At 31.4% G+C, this 16,616-nt stretch carries 15 protein-coding genes; 6 read left to right on the top strand and 9 right to left on the bottom strand.

Annotated elements, in window-relative coordinates:
• Nucleotides 1-44: 44 nt before the first annotated feature.
• From AC5ZCW_RS17365 to AC5ZCW_RS17325, 9 genes are all read right to left on the bottom strand, one after another.
• Nucleotides 45-1,649, bottom strand: coding sequence for a hypothetical protein (locus tag AC5ZCW_RS17365; RefSeq protein WP_496120975.1), 1,605 nt, complete (start codon nucleotides 1,647-1,649; stop codon nucleotides 45-47).
• A 71-nt stretch (nucleotides 1,650-1,720) separates the two neighbouring features.
• A complete protein-coding gene (locus AC5ZCW_RS17360) occupies nucleotides 1,721-2,899 on the bottom strand; it encodes a DUF4249 domain-containing protein (RefSeq protein WP_496120974.1) in 1,179 nt (392 codons plus the stop codon).
• 18 nt (nucleotides 2,900-2,917) lie between these two features.
• Nucleotides 2,918-5,680 carry a TonB-dependent receptor gene (locus tag AC5ZCW_RS17355; RefSeq protein ID WP_496120973.1) on the bottom strand — a complete coding sequence of 921 codons (2,763 nt, stop codon included), beginning with the start codon at nucleotides 5,678-5,680 and terminating at the stop codon, nucleotides 2,918-2,920.
• Between the two features lie 19 nt (nucleotides 5,681-5,699).
• Complete coding sequence (locus AC5ZCW_RS17350; RefSeq protein WP_496120971.1) at nucleotides 5,700-6,506, bottom strand: hypothetical protein; 807 nt, start codon at nucleotides 6,504-6,506, stop codon at nucleotides 5,700-5,702.
• Between the two features lie 261 nt (nucleotides 6,507-6,767).
• Entirely contained in the window at nucleotides 6,768-8,903 is a 2,136-nt protein-coding gene (locus tag AC5ZCW_RS17345; protein WP_496120969.1) for a polyribonucleotide nucleotidyltransferase, read from the bottom strand.
• A gap of 180 nt (nucleotides 8,904-9,083) precedes the next feature.
• Entirely contained in the window at nucleotides 9,084-9,350 is a 267-nt protein-coding gene (gene rpsO, locus AC5ZCW_RS17340) for a 30S ribosomal protein S15 (RefSeq protein WP_007804772.1), read from the bottom strand.
• A 159-nt stretch (nucleotides 9,351-9,509) separates the two neighbouring features.
• Nucleotides 9,510-10,457: an energy transducer TonB gene (locus tag AC5ZCW_RS17335; RefSeq protein ID WP_496120968.1), complete on the bottom strand. Its 948-nt coding sequence runs from the start codon at nucleotides 10,455-10,457 to the stop codon at nucleotides 9,510-9,512.
• A 50-nt stretch (nucleotides 10,458-10,507) separates the two neighbouring features.
• The gene (locus tag AC5ZCW_RS17330) at nucleotides 10,508-11,203 is read right to left on the bottom strand and encodes a toxin-antitoxin system YwqK family antitoxin (RefSeq protein ID WP_496120967.1); all 696 of its coding nucleotides are present in this window, start codon (nucleotides 11,201-11,203) and stop codon (nucleotides 10,508-10,510) included.
• A gap of 34 nt (nucleotides 11,204-11,237) precedes the next feature.
• Nucleotides 11,238-11,693, bottom strand: a complete 456-nt coding sequence (locus AC5ZCW_RS17325; RefSeq protein WP_496120966.1) for a GAF domain-containing protein — start codon at nucleotides 11,691-11,693, stop codon at nucleotides 11,238-11,240.
• A 70-nt stretch (nucleotides 11,694-11,763) separates the two neighbouring features.
• On the opposite strand from AC5ZCW_RS17325, the gene xrtF reads away from it, so the two are divergent.
• From xrtF to AC5ZCW_RS17295, 6 genes are all read left to right on the top strand, one after another.
• Nucleotides 11,764-12,300: an exosortase family protein XrtF gene (gene xrtF, locus AC5ZCW_RS17320; RefSeq protein WP_281634686.1), complete on the top strand. Its 537-nt coding sequence runs from the start codon at nucleotides 11,764-11,766 to the stop codon at nucleotides 12,298-12,300.
• The gene (locus AC5ZCW_RS17315) at nucleotides 12,290-12,736 is read left to right on the top strand and encodes an exosortase F system-associated membrane protein (protein ID WP_445709719.1); all 447 of its coding nucleotides are present in this window, start codon (nucleotides 12,290-12,292) and stop codon (nucleotides 12,734-12,736) included. Before xrtF ends, AC5ZCW_RS17315 begins: the two co-directional genes overlap by 11 nt.
• Before the next feature lie 46 nt (nucleotides 12,737-12,782).
• Entirely contained in the window at nucleotides 12,783-13,181 is a 399-nt protein-coding gene (locus tag AC5ZCW_RS17310) for an HYC_CC_PP family protein (RefSeq protein WP_308067444.1), read from the top strand.
• 119 nt (nucleotides 13,182-13,300) lie between these two features.
• The gene (locus AC5ZCW_RS17305) at nucleotides 13,301-15,307 is read left to right on the top strand and encodes a TonB-dependent receptor plug domain-containing protein (protein ID WP_496120964.1); all 2,007 of its coding nucleotides are present in this window, start codon (nucleotides 13,301-13,303) and stop codon (nucleotides 15,305-15,307) included.
• A gap of 54 nt (nucleotides 15,308-15,361) precedes the next feature.
• The gene (locus AC5ZCW_RS17300; protein WP_496120963.1) at nucleotides 15,362-15,703 is read left to right on the top strand and encodes a heavy-metal-associated domain-containing protein; all 342 of its coding nucleotides are present in this window, start codon (nucleotides 15,362-15,364) and stop codon (nucleotides 15,701-15,703) included.
• Between the two features lie 133 nt (nucleotides 15,704-15,836).
• Nucleotides 15,837-16,517, top strand: a complete 681-nt coding sequence (locus tag AC5ZCW_RS17295) for a DedA family protein (RefSeq protein ID WP_343544394.1) — start codon at nucleotides 15,837-15,839, stop codon at nucleotides 16,515-16,517.
• Nucleotides 16,518-16,616 lie beyond the last annotated feature (99 nt).

The raw sequence follows: 16,616 nt of genomic DNA, 5'->3' as shown, positions 1-16,616 counted from the left end.
AAGTGGGGACATAGTAGATTTTTATAGCAGTAAGATCTGAGAACTTATTCAGTTTTGAATGTTTTATAAAAATGAACATACTCCCCTGTTTCGGTAATTCCTTCTAAACTGATCTGATAATCTCCAGAAATATCAGATGTATAAAAAGGAATTGTCATGTCGCTATCTTTAAAAACAATATTGGGTTTCCAAACTAATTGATATCTATAATCCGGAATTCGACTAAGGTTGCTTGATGTATCGTATTTTGGTTCAAAATATACTTTTGCAGGTTCGGGTCTTAAAATCGTTGTTTTAAAAATATTTTTGTCGTTATAAATAGTGGCAAAATCCTTGTTTTTTGTAATGACACTGACTATTCCATTAAATATTTTAGGCCCATAACAATAAGGTCTATCTACAACGCTAATACTTTCAATTTGATAAGTGTTGTAATTTAATAGTGCATTTATATCCTGAATTTGTAGTCCGTCAACCAAAACAAGACATGGTTCGGGAGATTGTGTGATATTGTATCTGATGTCTCTTAAATACATTGAAGGCACTTGATTATAATCTTTAAAGTTAAGTTCGATAACAATTTCTATTATTGTTTCTTTAAACGTTCTAAATCTTTCAAAATCATCAAGATTATATTTTTTTTCGGTAGGTTGAAAAAAGAAATCGGTATTTTCAGTTTCAATAAGACTGTCTTTTTTCTGTGAAAAATAAACGTTTTCGACTTGAGTTGCTAGAGAACGCTCCTGAATCGTTTTTAAATATTTAGCCGAAATAAAGGTCTTTTTGGAAAAAACTAAATTTGATAAATCTGGACTTGGATTTTTATCTATTACAATAGTGTAATTTTCTTTATCAAGTTCTGATAACTGCACATAACAGTCCGATGTATTGGTTTGTTTATCTATTAAAAAAATGAATTTTCCGTTGCGATCTGTTTTGCTTGTTTTGAAAATGAAATTTTTTCCAGAGACAGATAATGTAACTATTTTAGAATCTAAATTAGAATTTGCAGCTTTTGCAGTTATATATCCAGTTATAACTTCGCCTCTTGTTTCTGGAAGTATCTTTATTTCTTGGTTTAAGTTTATATCAGCATTACTTGTTTCGCTATTTGTGTTTGTAGGCATAAGATCTATTTTCCTGATATTTAGAAAGTAATTTCCTCGATCTAATGTTTTTGGTATTACAAGAGAAGCTTTTTCTCTTTTAGAGTATTTTTCTTTATCAAGACTTAAGAGAATATTTTCAGATGTGTTTTTGGCTTCATCTTGAGAAACGTCAACTTTGTTATAAGAACTATCAATGACCATATTGATATTTTCTTGAAATGGATTTATAATTGTAAAATCTTTTTCAAAAAAGTTATTTGTACTATTGTTTAACATCCAGTTTGTGTAAGCAATAAGTTTATAGTTTCCAGTTTTTAATATGGTTGGAATAAAATAATCGCCAGATCCGATTCCGTTTTTCAGGCTAATTTTATTTTTAAAGACACTTTCTTTCTTATCATTAATTACTTCTACGTATGCAATTTTACTAATGTCAGAAAATACATTCGTCTTACTTAAACAGTATAATTGGTAATATAGAGTTTCACCGGTTAGAATTACTGAGGTATTCGTTTTAACTAATAATGATTCTGTGCTCAAAATAGTATTGTTTTGAGCGCTGCTTTTTAAAGTAAAATTTACTAATAGCAGTAGAAAAGCTAATTTGATGTTTAATTTTCCCAAAATGAAGGTATTACGTTAGACGAAAATGTTGTGCAATCGCCACATTTTTTTTCAACCATTATGAAACTGGTAGGAATAATTCCTCCAGGACCATCTGCTATATAAACATGTGTACTAAGTAAGAGATAATTTTGTCGCTCTATTTCAGCAAAACCATATGGTCTGGCATCGCAAGTTTGAAAATATTTAACAGGTTTTTCTAAGGGGAAAAAGTCGTTGAAGTTAAAAAAGATTCTTTTTTTGGAGACAGATGCGACTTCAAAATATCCCACAACTTTTTCATGTAAATCGGTTGTTGATTTTATATTTCCGGTAACATATCCTGGCTGATTTGGTGATAGTAATTCTCCAGAATCAATCATTTTTTTTGATTTGTAATAATAATCATAGGCAGATTGACTTTGCGTGTATTGAGAAACCATTATGCTATAACGATTTGTTAGCATATAATCTGTGTTGTTAATAAAACGGACAGGGTATTTTACACGATCTTCAGTTAAATTTACGGTATTGGTTTGCCTTATTCCTGTAGAATGCTTAGTTGTGTAGCAAATTTGAGTGTTTGGCTCAGCAGGAACTTTTTCGAAGCTATAGGAGTAATCGCTTTTTTGGACTAATTTGAGACGTGTTTGAATATTGTAAGGAGTTATTATTTTGTACGTCTCTTCATATTCATATCGATAATATTTGGAAGTATTGGTTGGATCAAAACTTTTAACGTTAACCTGAACCCCTCGAGCTCCATCTTTGTCTGCAATCTCTGTTTCTAGATCAATACTATTTTCTGTAGGCAAAATTTCTGTTGAAGAGACATACGATTTTCCAGAACTCGTTGTTATTTTTAATTGATAGTTTTTATTTGGTTCTGCTTTAAATTCATTTGCAGAAATATATTTTCCATCTTTTTCGTCAAAATTAAATACATTTCCATCGCTATCAACAACAGTAACGTTAGCTCCAGATTCTGGTTTTTTTATTGTATCGTTAACCAGTCTTGTTCGTGAAATGTTTATTTCCTGATGTTTTAATTCATTTGTTAATGTGGCTTCAACGTTCATTGCGTCTTCAAAATCTTGATTTTGATATACATATTGTTCTGTGCAACTTGATAAAAAAGCAAATGCAAAAATGGCCAACGATTTTTTTTTGATTATTGATAAATTCATATGCATGAGATAAATGAATTAAAACTTGATATTGTAAGTGATTGTTGGAATTGGAACAGAAAAAATAGAGGTTTTATAAGCCTTGATTTTTTTATCTTCAGTAACAAAATAAACATTGTAAGGGTTGTTTCGTCCAAGAACATTATAAACTGAAAGGTTCCAAAAGCTATGAGCGAGTTTTTTTATCTTGTGATTTCCTTCAAAATTAAGCCCTATATCTAATCTATAATAGTCTGGAATTCTATATTGGTTGCGATTGCTGTATAAAGTAAATTGCTCTCCTGTTAAGTCGTAAGATCCAATAGGGAAGGTGACAGGTCTGCCGGTTTGGTAAACAAAGTTAGTTGATAAGCTATACCTTTTTGTGAATTTATAATTTAGAATAGCACTAAAATCATGCGGTTTGTCATAATTCGTAGAAAAATAATCTCCATTGTTTATTTTTTCAGCGTCAAATCTGCTATCCAATTTTATTAAAGCTCTCGAATAAGTATAGCTTAACCATCCATTAAAATTTCCTTTTTCTTTCTTGATTAAAAATTCAATTCCATAAGCTTTTCCTTCTCCTTGAAGAAGTTCAGTTTCGATGTTTTGGTTCAAAAATAATTCAGCACCGACTTTGTAATCCAGAATATTTTTAGAGCGTTTATAATAACCTTCGACGCTTAGTTCTAATGATTTTTCAATTATATTTTTGAAAACTCCTAACGAGAATTGATTAGAAGATTGTGGCTCAGTATTTAAATCTGAAAGTTTCCACACATCCATTGGAGATTGAGTAGTGTTTGTAGACAGTAAATGCATATATTGATATGTTCTGTCAAAACTTGCTTTTATAGATAGATCTGGAAGTATAAAATATCGAGCTGAAACTCTAGGTTCAAAGCCACCATAAGTTTTTACAGACTCATTATTAGAATAGGTCTTGGTATCAATAATGGTTCTATCAGATTTAGGTTGGTCATCTTGGTAGATGTTTTGCGTGGCAGGGCCAAGTGCAGAATAGAAAGAATAGCGCAAACCTAAATTTATTAAAAACTTATCGTTGACTTTATAATTTTCGGTAAAAAATAAAGCCGACTCTAAAGCTTTTTCTTTTTCAAGTGTAATATCTTTAATTAGAGAATTGCCGCCTGTTGGTTTGAGAAAGCCAGGCTCGACATTGTATAATTTACTGCTAATGCCATAATTAAATATGTGTTTTTCATTAAGATTGGACTTCATTTTAAAAACAAACTGAGTTTCATTGATTTTATAGCCGTAATCAAATGATTTTTCTGGTTGAGAATCGTAGTCGATGTTAAATTTATATTGGCTATTGGTAACAATTAACGAAGATTTGTTTTTTAGATTGAAATCATGATCCCATTTTACTGTTGCTAATAAATTGCTGTATTTGTAGATAGAATCTGAATTAATACTGTATTTGTCATGACTATAATATAAGGAAGTTTCCAGATCATCTTTTTTTGAGATTTGGTGATTGTATTTTAAAAGCAAATCATAAAAAGAAGCTTGACTATTGTCTAATTCAGGTTCTTTGATAGTTTTTAGAATCCAATCAGAATAACTCGCTCTGCCACCAAATAACAAGCTTGATTTTCCTTTTACTATCGGAAGTTCGAGTGTTACATTGCTCATTACTGGGCCAATTCCTGCTTCGCCAGAAATTTTTTCGGTATTTCCGCTTTTAGATTTGATATCAAAAACAGAAGAAAGACGTCCTCCAAACTCAGCAGGAATACTTCCTTTGTAGATATCGGCTGTTTTGGTTGTAAATGGATTTACAGAAGAAAAGAAACCCAAAAAGTGAGATGGATTGTAAAGAGAAGCGTTGTCAAGTAAAAACAAGTTTTGGTCATCTTTTCCTCCACGCACATTAAATCCTGCAGAACCTTCTCCTGCCGTTTTTATTCCCGGAAGTGTTGTCGCAACTTTAAAAATATCTCTTTCACCTAGAATTAAAGGAACATTTTTGATGTTTTCAACATTAATGCTTGTAAGACCAGCAACTGCCGAAGCTGTATTTTTTGTTCTTTTATTTTCGATAACAACCTCTTTAAGTGCATTTACATTTTCATCTAAATTAAAATCAACCTTTCCATTATTATAAAGCACAATTTTTTTGGTCTTTGATTGATGATTTAATGATTGTGTCTCAATTATATTGATTCCTGCAGGAACTCTAAAGCTATAATAGCCATTTGCATCAGTTGTGGTGCTTATGTCTTTATCTTTTACTTTGATGGTGATATTGTATTCTGGTTTTCCTGAAATTCTGTCTTTAATGTAGCCTGATAAGGTATAAGTTTGAGATGTGTTTATTAAAGACTGTTTTCCTAAAGAAATTATAGAGTCTGAATCTTTCTTAGAATCATTTAGATACTGTTTATTATAAATTGGAACAACTTGCAAAGTGCTGATTTTGCTAACAGTTTTATTGTCAGTGTTTTTGAAATAATTTTCAGTAATCGGGTTTGATATTAATAGGCCATTGCTCAGAATTATATTATTGTTGTCAATAATATAATTTATGGTCGTGTTATTAAAAACAGCATCTAAAATTACTGTAATAGATGTATTCTTAAATTCGCCCGAAATAAGTTCATCTTTAGATAGCCATTGGTCTTCAAAATAGAAATGAAAAGATGTATTTTTTTCAATTATTTCGATAGCTTTTTTTCGTGTTACGTTTGAATATGCTACAGAAACATTTTTTTCCTGAGAAAAAAGAAAGAGTGGCAGTAACAAAAATAAACAGAAGAGAAAGTGTTTTTTCATTTAGATTTAGAAATAGAGCTTATAAATTGTTATCAATAAATTTTAGTAAATCTGCTTTAAATAGGTTTGGGGCTGTCTCTTCTAAAAGTTTATTTTTTTTGTAATAATCTTTTATTTCTTTTTTTAGGTCAGGAAATATTGCGAGGATTTCTTTTTGTGTATTTACAGGTGCAAATTTTGAATTATAAAGAACCTGATAATCACTCAATTCTTTGAATTCTGTATACAAAGTAGTTTCAATTATAATTTCTTTTGCAGTTTTAAAGTGCTTAATATATAAGGAGATTTTTTTGCCTAAATACTTTTCTTCAAAAAAGCCAGTAATAGCTTTTGGGAATTTGTATTTAGTATCAATATTGATGAATTTTTTATCTTCAATGAAAAAGTAATCTGTTTTTTCATTTATCAGAGTTATACCGAATGCGGTATTATTTGCAAACGATTTAACAAGTTGATCTTTGTATATGTCATACTTTATGAGGACATTTTCATAAAACTGGTTGTCATAAAAAACAGATCCTTTAATAAAGTTTTTATTTAAATAATAATTATGGCTGTTTTTTAAATTATAAGGTTCAATATGAATTTTGCCGTTATTGATATTTAAAATCTCTTCGCCAACAATTTTGTCAAAATAATTGGAAACTTCTTTTTTTTCATTGGTTTGAGAAAAGCTGTTGATTGAAAGCAATAAAAGGATGAAAACTATTGTTGGGGGAGATATAATTTTCGATGGTTGGTTTTTACAATATAGTTTGAATTTAAAAGAGATGGTAATAAATAATATTGTGTTATTAATTCTTGACCTTGCAATACCTTTTTTCATCAATATTTTAGTTTTTGTGTAGCTATTTTCTATATAAAACTATGTTAATGACGGTCCTTTAAAAAATAAATTAAACCAACAACATTGATTTTTAAACCAACAACATTATTTAACCTATAATGCGTTTTCTGAAAACGTTGTAGACTAGTGTTTTAACCTTTTGATTTTAGATTGGAAAGTAGCTGTAAAACTTAAAAACCCCAATTCAAATAAATGAATTGGGGTTTTTTATGAATAAACCTTTAGTAAACTAAGATCTGATTACTCTTTTTTCTCCTCACGTGGAGGTCTTGGAACAAGTGCTTTTTTAGACACTTTTTCTTTTTTAGTTTTAGGGTCAACTCCTAAGTATTTCACTTGGAAAACATCTCCCATTTTAACTACATCGGCAACATTTTCAGTACGTTCCCAAGCAAGCTCAGATACGTGAAGCAATACTTCATTTCCTGGTGCAGCAGTATATTCTACTACGGCTCCAAAATCTAGCATTTTGATTACTTTAACTTCATAAGCTTCTCCCATTTGAGGTTTGAAAGTCAATGCATCAATTTTAGCCAATACTGTTTTGATACCTTCTGGATCAGTTCCTAAGATTTCAACAACTCCTTGCTCGTCAACTTCGTTGATAACAATAGTTGTTCCAGTAGCTTTTTGTAATTCTTGAATTACTTTTCCACCAGGACCAATTAATGCTCCAATAAAGTTTCCAGGAATAGTTCTGGTAATGATTTTTGGTGCGTGCGCTTTTACGTCAGCTCTTGGAGTTGCAATAGTTTCAGTTAATTTTCCTAAAATATGCATACGTCCATCACGTGCTTGAGCCAAAGCTTGCTCCATAATGTCATAACGCAAACCATCAATTTTGATGTCCATTTGGCAAGCTGTAATACCGTCAGCAGTTCCAGTTACTTTAAAGTCCATGTCTCCTAAGTGATCTTCATCACCTAAAATGTCTGACAATACAGCAAATTTCTCTCCGTCAGTAATCAATCCCATAGCAATTCCAGAAACTGGTTTTACCATTTGAACTCCAGCATCCATCAAGGCCATTGTACCAGCACATACTGTTGCCATAGAAGAAGAACCGTTAGATTCTAAAACCTCAGAAACAACACGAATTGTATAAGGACAATCTGCAGGAATCATATTTTTTAATGCTCTTTGAGCTAAGTTACCGTGACCAACTTCTCTTCTTGAAGTTCCTCTTAGTGGTTTTGCTTCACCAGTTGAGAAAGGAGGGAAGTTATAGTGTAAGTAGAATTTCTCTTCACCTTGTTCAGATGGAGAATCGATTTGGTTAGCTTCTCTAGATGTTCCTAAAGTTACAGTTGCCAAAGCTTGAGTTTCTCCACGTGTAAATAAAGAAGATCCGTGAACTCTTGGTAAATAATCAGTTTCACACCAGATTGGTCTGATGTCTGTAGTTTTTCTACCATCTAAACGAACGCCTAATTCTAATACTACATTACGAACAGCTTCTTTGTTTGTTTTGTAGAAATATTTAGAAACTAAATCACCGTCAGCAGCTAATTCTTCTTCAGTAAATAAAGCTTTTACTTCTTCTTTTACTTCAGCAAATGCAGCGCCTCTTTCGTGTTTAGCTGAACCAACTTTTGCAATAGCATAGATTTTATCGTATGCTGCTTCTTTTACTTTTTTGTAAATTTCTTCATTTTCTTTCTCACCTTCGTAAGTACGGATTTCTTTTTTACCAAAAGCTTCCTGTAAACGGTATTGAGCTTGAATTTGAACTTTGATAGCTTCGTGAGCAAATTTAATTGCTTCGATCATTTCAGCTTCTGAGATTTCTTTCATCTCACCTTCAACCATCGCTACAGAATCCATAGAAGCACCAATCATCATGTCGATGTCAGATTTTTCTAATTCTTCTCTACTTGGGTTGATTACTAATTTTCCGTCGATACGTGCAACACGTACTTCAGAAATTAAGTTGTAAAATGGAATATCTGAAACTGCTAATGCTGCAGAAGCAGCTAAACCAGCTAAAGCGTCTGGCATAACTTCTTCGTCGTGAGACATTAACTGAATCATAACTTGTGTTTCAGCATGGTAATCGTCTGGGAAAAGCGGACGCAATACACGGTCAACTAATCTCATTGTCAATACTTCGCTGTCGCTTGGACGTGCTTCTCTTTTAAAGAAACCTCCAGGGAAACGACCTGCTGCTGCAAATTTTTCGCGGTAATCTACCGTTAACGGTAAAAAATCAACGCCTGGGTTTGATGTGCGAGCTGAAACTGCTGTTGCAAGAATCATAGTGTCGCCCATTCTAACTACTACAGAACCATCAGCTTGTTTAGCTAAACGTCCTGTCTCGATTGTGATGCTTCTGCCATCACCTAAATCGATCTTTTCTACAAATAATTGTGGAATCATAAATTTTTTCCTTATTGATTATACAATGGGTTTTAGTTGTGTTGTAGTTGTTGTTGTGTGTAGTTGTTGTTATCTAAAACCCAATGAAAAACCAAACTTTTTTTCTTGTAATATGCTTATTATAAACAGCAGTAATGTAAAAACAAAAAGAGGCACTTTCGCACCTCTTTTCTATATTGATTATTTTCTGATATTCAATACTTTGATAATCTCACGATATCTGTTAATTTCTTTCTTTTTCAAGTAATCAAGTAACGCTCTTCTTTTACCTACTAATAGTACAAGAGAACGCTCAGTGTTGTAATCGTGACGATTTTTTTTCAAGTGTTCAGTTAAGTGAGAAATTCTGTAAGTGAACAATGCGATTTGACCTTCTGCGCTTCCTGTGTTTGTTGCACCACCGTGTTGTGCGAAGATTTCTTCTTTCTTTTCTTTAGTTAAATACATTCCAATATTATTTAATGATTTTTATGTATGTCATACAACTTTTGTAAGACGGGTGCAAAATTAGATTAAAAAATCAAAAGAATCAAACAAAAACAAAAGAATCTTAAAATATTGGGTAATAAATTCTTTTTTAAGGATATAGATACTTTCAAATCTACATTATTTACCTTTTATTGTTATAGGTATAGAGAAAAGGGTGGATCTTTTTATTCCCCTAATTTTTCCAGGAATCCAGTTTCCAGCAGAGTATAAAGCTTTTACAGCTTCTTCACCTGTTCCGTATCCTAAATCTTTTATTATTATTGGTTTTGTAATTTTGCCTATTACGTCAATAACAAAAGTAACATAAATTTGACCTTGCACCTTGTTTTTAAGGGCTTCATCTGGAGTTTTGTAGTAAAGAGCAATATTTTTATAAAAATTATCCATGCCTACTTCAGGAGTTGGTTTTTCAAATATTTTTGAATAGGAATATTTTAGGCTGTCTTTGTCAGTGCTTATTCCAGAAACCAGTTTTCCTTTGTTGTAAGTTTCAGTATATCTAACTTTGTTTATTAAATCCTTGCCATACCAAACGTCTTGTTTTAATCCGTCTTTTATTTTTCCTTTTTCCTGAAAATCTTCATCATTATCATCACATTCTCCGTTTCCATCAATTACAGTAAGTTGATTTTCTTTATTCCAAAATCTTATAAGGAGTGTTTTTAAAGTTTTGGCTTTAGGATCATAGATGTTTTCCTTTTCAAATTTAGAATTCCCATTGTCATACCATTTATACTCTTTGCCCGTTTTCCAGCCATCAGAATAAGTTATAATAGCTTCTTTAGTGCCGTTTTCGTAAAAGTAAATAAAGGTGCCATCTTTTTTAATGATATCTTTATTTAAGGTTGTTCCTACCATTTTTTTTGCCCCAGACTTGTATAATTCTATTACCTTATAACTGTCTTTGTTTAAAAAATAATCTTCGATTACTCTTTTATATTTATGATTTTCTTCTGTTGTTTCACGATATAAAGAGTCTAGATAAACAGCTCTTGATGAATTTTTCTGTGCTGAAATAGTAAGCGAGGTTAAAGAAATAAGAATTAAGAAGAAGTTTTTTTTCATCAGCTTTTTTGTAGTAAAAATAATATTTGATAATTCATGAACAACTATTATTATTTTATTTTCTGAACTTTTTTACCTGCTTGCTTTTCGCTTAAAGAAGAATAAGAAAATTTGATATTCTTTTCATCTATACTTACGCCAGAAATTAGAACTCCACGATCATAATTATCAACAAATGTAATTTTTCGCAGACTATCGCTTCCTTCCCAAACTCCTTGTTTCAATCCATCTTTAAGAGTTCCTTTTTGTGTTACAAATAAATCGGTTTCTTCAAATTCACCATTTCCGTCCGTTACAATCTGATTTTTATTTTGATCCCAACAGTTCAGAACTAAGGTTTGCTGTTTTTTTGTTTTAGAATCCCAGATATTTTGTTTTTCACACTTTTTGCTTTGATTTTCATACCAACTAATCTCTTTGCCATTTTTATGATCATCAGTATAATTTACAACAGTTTCTTTAGCTCCGTTTTTATAATAATAGATAAACTCTCCGTCTTTTTTTAAAACATCACGATCGAGAGTATTGCCCGTCATTTTCTTTCTTCCATTTTTATAGAAATCTGTTACCACGTAGCGAATGCTTTTTTGAGAATAATTTGTAATTACTCTTGTGTAACTGTAATTGTCGGGCGTGCATTCGCGATTTAACGAGTCTAAAAAGATTTTTTTAGAAATCATGTTAATTTGCGCAGAAAGTTGAACTGAAATAATCAGAAGCAAAAAGAGTAAGCTGTTTCCTTTCATTCAGTTCTATTTTTTATTCTTAAAGATAATTTTTTTAGAATAATTTAGCAACCTCTTGATTTACAAATTCTAAAAATCTTTCGTCGGCTTCTGTAAACGGATCAATAACATGACTGTCAATATCAATTTGGCCAATATTTACTCCATTTACAAAAAGCGGAACTACGATTTCAGATTTAACTGTTAAACTGCAGGCAATATAATTGTCTTGTGCTTTAACGTCAGGGACTACAAAATTGGCATTGCTTTCGGCAACTTGACCGCAGATTCCTTTACCAAACGGAATAACTGTATGGTCTGTTTCTGCACCAACATATTGACCTAGATGCAAAGTTTTAGTATCGTGATTAGCAAAATAAAAGCCAACCCAATTGTAATATTCTATATTCTCGTTTAATAGCTTGCAAACTGCTAATAATTTTTCGTCTCTATTTGTTTCATTGTCAGCGACAATTGCACTTATTTTTGGTTGTAATTCTTGAAATGTCATGATATTAAATTTTATACAAAAGTATTTAAAGCTAAACTCAAAAAATATATAAATTTGAAAAAAAAATCTCTTGAAAAAATATTTAGTCCAGTTTAGGCCATTTCTGATTTTTATAAGCATCTTTTTTCTGACTTATATTGTTTTTACACTGCTTTATAAATTTTATTTAAACAGCTATCAAGCAGAAGATCTTGATGCTATAACGATGATTTCTGGCAAAAACTCAGAACAATTGCTAAAGCTTTTTGGGTACGATGTATTAATTCAGAAAAATTCACAAAATCCTTGGCAAGACATTATTTTAAATGGCAGATTTATAGCGCACATAACCGAAGGCTGTAATGCTGTAAGTGTGATGATACTTTTTGTGTCGTTTGTAGCCGCTTTTTCGGGAAATTTAAAAAAGACGCTATTATTTATAATCTTTGGACTTATATCTATTTATATTTTAAATATTGTTAGAATTTCACTTTTAATTGTACTTGTGTACCACTTTTCGCAATATACCAGTTTTCTGCATGGAACTTTCTTTCCTTTGATGATTTACGGATATGTTTTTATTTTATGGATTTTCTGGATCAATAGATTTTCAAAGTATGCTAAATAATTTAAAAGAGAATAGATTTAAAATCCTTACTGCAATTGTTGTTGTAATAGGTTTGGCTTTAATTAGAACATTTGAAAGGAAATTGTTTTATGATCCATTTCTGATATATTTTAATGCCGATTTTCATTCCATTCCACATCCTCCAGTAGAAGATCTAAAACTTTTCGCGGGACTTTTTTTTCGTTATTGTTTAAATTCGGCTCTATCTCTTTGGCTAATTTTTGCCTTATTTCAAGATCGTGATATTTTTAAGTTTAGTCTATTTGTTTACGGTTTATTTTTAGTCTTGTTTTTAATCGCATTTTATATTATTCTTGAATATTTTCCAGACTGCAATTGGCTTCTTTTTTATGTGCGTCGATTTTTAATTCAGCCCATTTTAGTGTTATTATTTATTCCTGGATTTTACTATCAGCTTCAAAAAACTAAAAAATAACATTTGTTTAGGTTTTTTTTATGCGGTTTTTAAATAGCTTTGCAGTATGAATTTGAAAAAGTGTACAGGTCTGTTTTTAGCGTTCCTTTTATTGGTTTCCAATATTGGGTTTGCTTTTGATGTGCACTATTGTGGCGGAGAAATTGCTTCAGTTTCTTTAAAAACTACGGCAGAACCAGTTGTTGAAAAGAAATGTTGCGGTTCTAAAGAAAAAGAAAACTCTTGCTGTAAAGATAAAGTTGTTCATTTCGAAAAGAAATCAGACAACGCGACCATCAAATTCTTCTTTTTTCAATTTGCTTTTCCAGCTGTTGTACAAGATTATAAACCTTTAGTCTTTTTAGAAATCCCAACGTTTAAAAAGAAAGAAGTTCTCTCGTATTATGCTGATGCAAATGCACCCCCCTTATTTAAATTATACCATCAGTATATTTTCTATTCCTGATTTTAATGTTAAGATGAAATGCAGGTCTTGATTAAGACTTTGTGTTTACATTTTGATTGTTTTTGTTCTTGTAAAAACATCAAAAATGTAATTCTATTTAAACATTAAAATCATTTTTTATGCAAAAAAATATAATGCTTTTTACAGCGTTTTTACTTTCTATTTCTGCCTTTTCACAAGAAGATCTGCAAGAAGTAAAAATTACTAAAAAGCAAAAAGGGATTAAAAAATCCTTTACAGTAACAGCCAATACATCTGTAATTACAAGTAAAGAACTGCTTAAAGCGGCTTGCTGTAATCTGGCAGAAAGTTTTGAGACCAATCCGTCAATCGATGTTAATTTTTCCGATGCTTTAACAGGAACCAAGCAAATTAAAATGCTGGGACTTACAAGTCCGTACTTGATGATCACAGAAGAAAATATTCCTTCTGTTCGCGGAGCTTCTCAAGCTTATGGTTTATCATTTACACCAGGAACATGGATTGAAAGTGTTCAAATTACAAAAGGTGCGGGGAGTGTTGTAAACGGTTATGAAAGCATTTCGGGCCAGATTAATACAGAACTTTTAAAACCGTTAAATGATATTCCTTTCTTTCTGAACGCTTATGGTTCAACCGATTCTCGTTTTGAATTAAACACGCATTTCAATAAAAAATTATCAGATAAATGGGCAACCAGTTTGTTTGTTCATGGAAATGCCCGTGTAGCAAAAAACGATATGAACAAAGATGGTTTTTTAGATAGTCCGTTAGGGAAACAAATTAATGTTTTAAATCGTTATCAATATTACAATCCAGAAAGTGGTTTGGTAAGTTTTATCAATTTCAGATATATGAATGATAAAAAACAAACCGGAGAAGTTAATTTTGATAAAGATCGTGATCGCGGTACAACTAACTATTGGGGTTCAGAAATCAATACAGAGCGTTTTGATGTTTCTACAAAAATCGGATATGTATTTAAAGACATGCCATTCCAAAGTATTGGTTTTCAAAATGCATTTAATAGTCATAAACAGGATTCTTATTATGGTTTGAATCAATACGATATTAAGCAAAATAGTTTTTATTCTAATTTGATTTTCAATTCGATCATCAATAATACGATGCATAAGTTTTCAACGGGTCTGAATTTTACTTACGACCAGTATCAGGAATTTGTAAACGTAACCGACGTAAGCAGAATTGATAATTCTGTTGGAGCTTTCTTTGAATATACTTACGATAATACAGATAATTTCAGTTTGATTTTAGGAGGAAGAGTTGACAATCATAACCGATTGGGACTTTTTGTTACGCCAAGATTGCACATGAGATATAATCCTTGGAAGAATGGAGTAGTTCGTTTTTCTGCGGGAAGAGGAAAACGTTCTGCTAATATCTTTGCCGAGAATCAGCAACTTTTTGCTAGTTCAAGAACTTTTTCGATTTTAGATTCTAATGGAAAAGTGTACGGATTAAATCCAGAAATTGCATGGAATTATGGTGTGAGTTTTTCGCAGAAATTCCGTCTTTTCAACAGAAATGCCGACGCAGGGTTCGATCTTTATAGAACCGATTTTCAAAATCAGGCTGTTGTAGATGTGATGCAAAGTCCGCAACAAGTATTGTTTTACGATTTGAAAGGAAGTTCTTTTGCAAACAGTCTTCAACTCGAGTTTAATTACGAATTGATTCACAACTTAAATTTAAGAACAGCCTACAAATATTATGATATTCAGACTGATTATTTGAGAGGGACATTTCAGCGTCCGTTACAGGCAAAACATCGTTTCTTAGGGAATCTAGAATACGAAACTATGATGAATAACGATAAGCAATGGAGATTTGATTTTACCTATAATTGGTCAGGAAAACAGCAGTTGCCTTATACTGCCACAAATCCTGCAGAAGATCAGTTTCCTGATTTCTCACCATCGTATGCGGTGATGAATGCACAAGTAACCCGCGTATTTTCGCCAGTTTTTGAAGTATATGTAGGAGGAGAAAATATTGGAAATTACAAACAAGAAAAAGCAATTTTAGGGGCAAATGATCCTTTTGGACCTAATTTTGATGCATCGATTGCATACGCGCCAATTTTTGGACAAATGTATTATGCAGGACTTAGATTTAAAATCAAATAACAATATCAAATAACAATATCAAAAATCAATTTCAATAACAATAAATTAAATACAATGAATAAAATAGTTTTAATCGCAATGATGGTTTTTCTGGGGTTTTCAGCTCAGGCTCAAACTAAAAAGAATAAGAATTTAAAATACACTACAGAGGTAAACGGAAACTGTGAACAATGCAAGAAACGAATTGAAAAAGCAGCTTACGGCGTTCCGGGAGTAAAAACAGCAACTTGGGATGTTGGTTCGCACCAGCTTTCGGTTATTTTAAACGAAGAGAAATGTTCTCCTTCAGATTTAAATAAAGCAATAGCAAGGGCAGGTCATGATACTAAGGAAGTTAAATCGACTACTGAAGATTATGACAACTTACACAGCTGTTGCAAGTATGTAAGAGAATAATAATTAGAGAAGCCCGAACAACTAGTTTGGGCTTTTTTTAATAGTTAATTTATGTTTAAAATACTGCATTTTATTGTGGTTAAGGTAAATTATTGTTACTTTCACAAACTATAAAAAATAACCAATCACATTTATGAATAATTTTGAATGGACTCAATTACTAAACCCTGAATTTTATATTACTTTAAGCGTCGGAGGTTTTCAGATTGGGTTGTTTATTGTTCTGTTTATAGTTTTTGCTGAGACAGGACTTTTTGCAGGTTTTTTTCTGCCTGGAGATAGTTTGCTTTTCTTAGCGGGTATTTACAGTCGTGATCTAATTGAAAATGTTGCCTATATTCCGAATGATTTTCTAAATGTATTTCTGCTTGCAACAGCTGTTGCTATAATGGGTGTTTTAGGTAATATGACTGGTTATTGGTTTGGTGCAAAAAGCGGTTATTATTTGTTTAAAAAAGAAGATACCTTCTGGTTTAAGAAAAAATACCTGCTTCAATCAAAAGACTTTTTTGAAAAATATGGAGGAAAAGCAATCATTTATGCGCGTTTCCTGCCAATTTTTAGAACTTTTGCTCCAATCGTTGCCGGAATCGTTTCGATGGACAAAAAGAAGTTTATGTTTTATAATGTTTTGAGTTCTTTCCTTTGGTCATTTATATTAATCTTCGCAGGACATTATTTATACGGTGTTTTCTTAAAACAAGGAATAGATTTAAAGAAACATATTGAATATATAATTATCATTATCATTATAATCTCTACTTTCCCAGTTATATTGAAACTTTTGAAAAAGAGACCTAGTGAAGAAATATAATTAAGATAAAAATAAGAAAGTCCGAAGTTTTGCTTCGGACTTTTTTGTTTTAACCAAGTCTATCTTCAATGACTTAATTGTGTGCTATTTTTGATATGG

It is taken from the genome of Flavobacterium sp. PLA-DH12, assembly GCF_059511845.1.
Note: the sequence above shows the minus strand (reverse complement) of the source record. Positions and strands in the feature narration are given on the sequence as shown.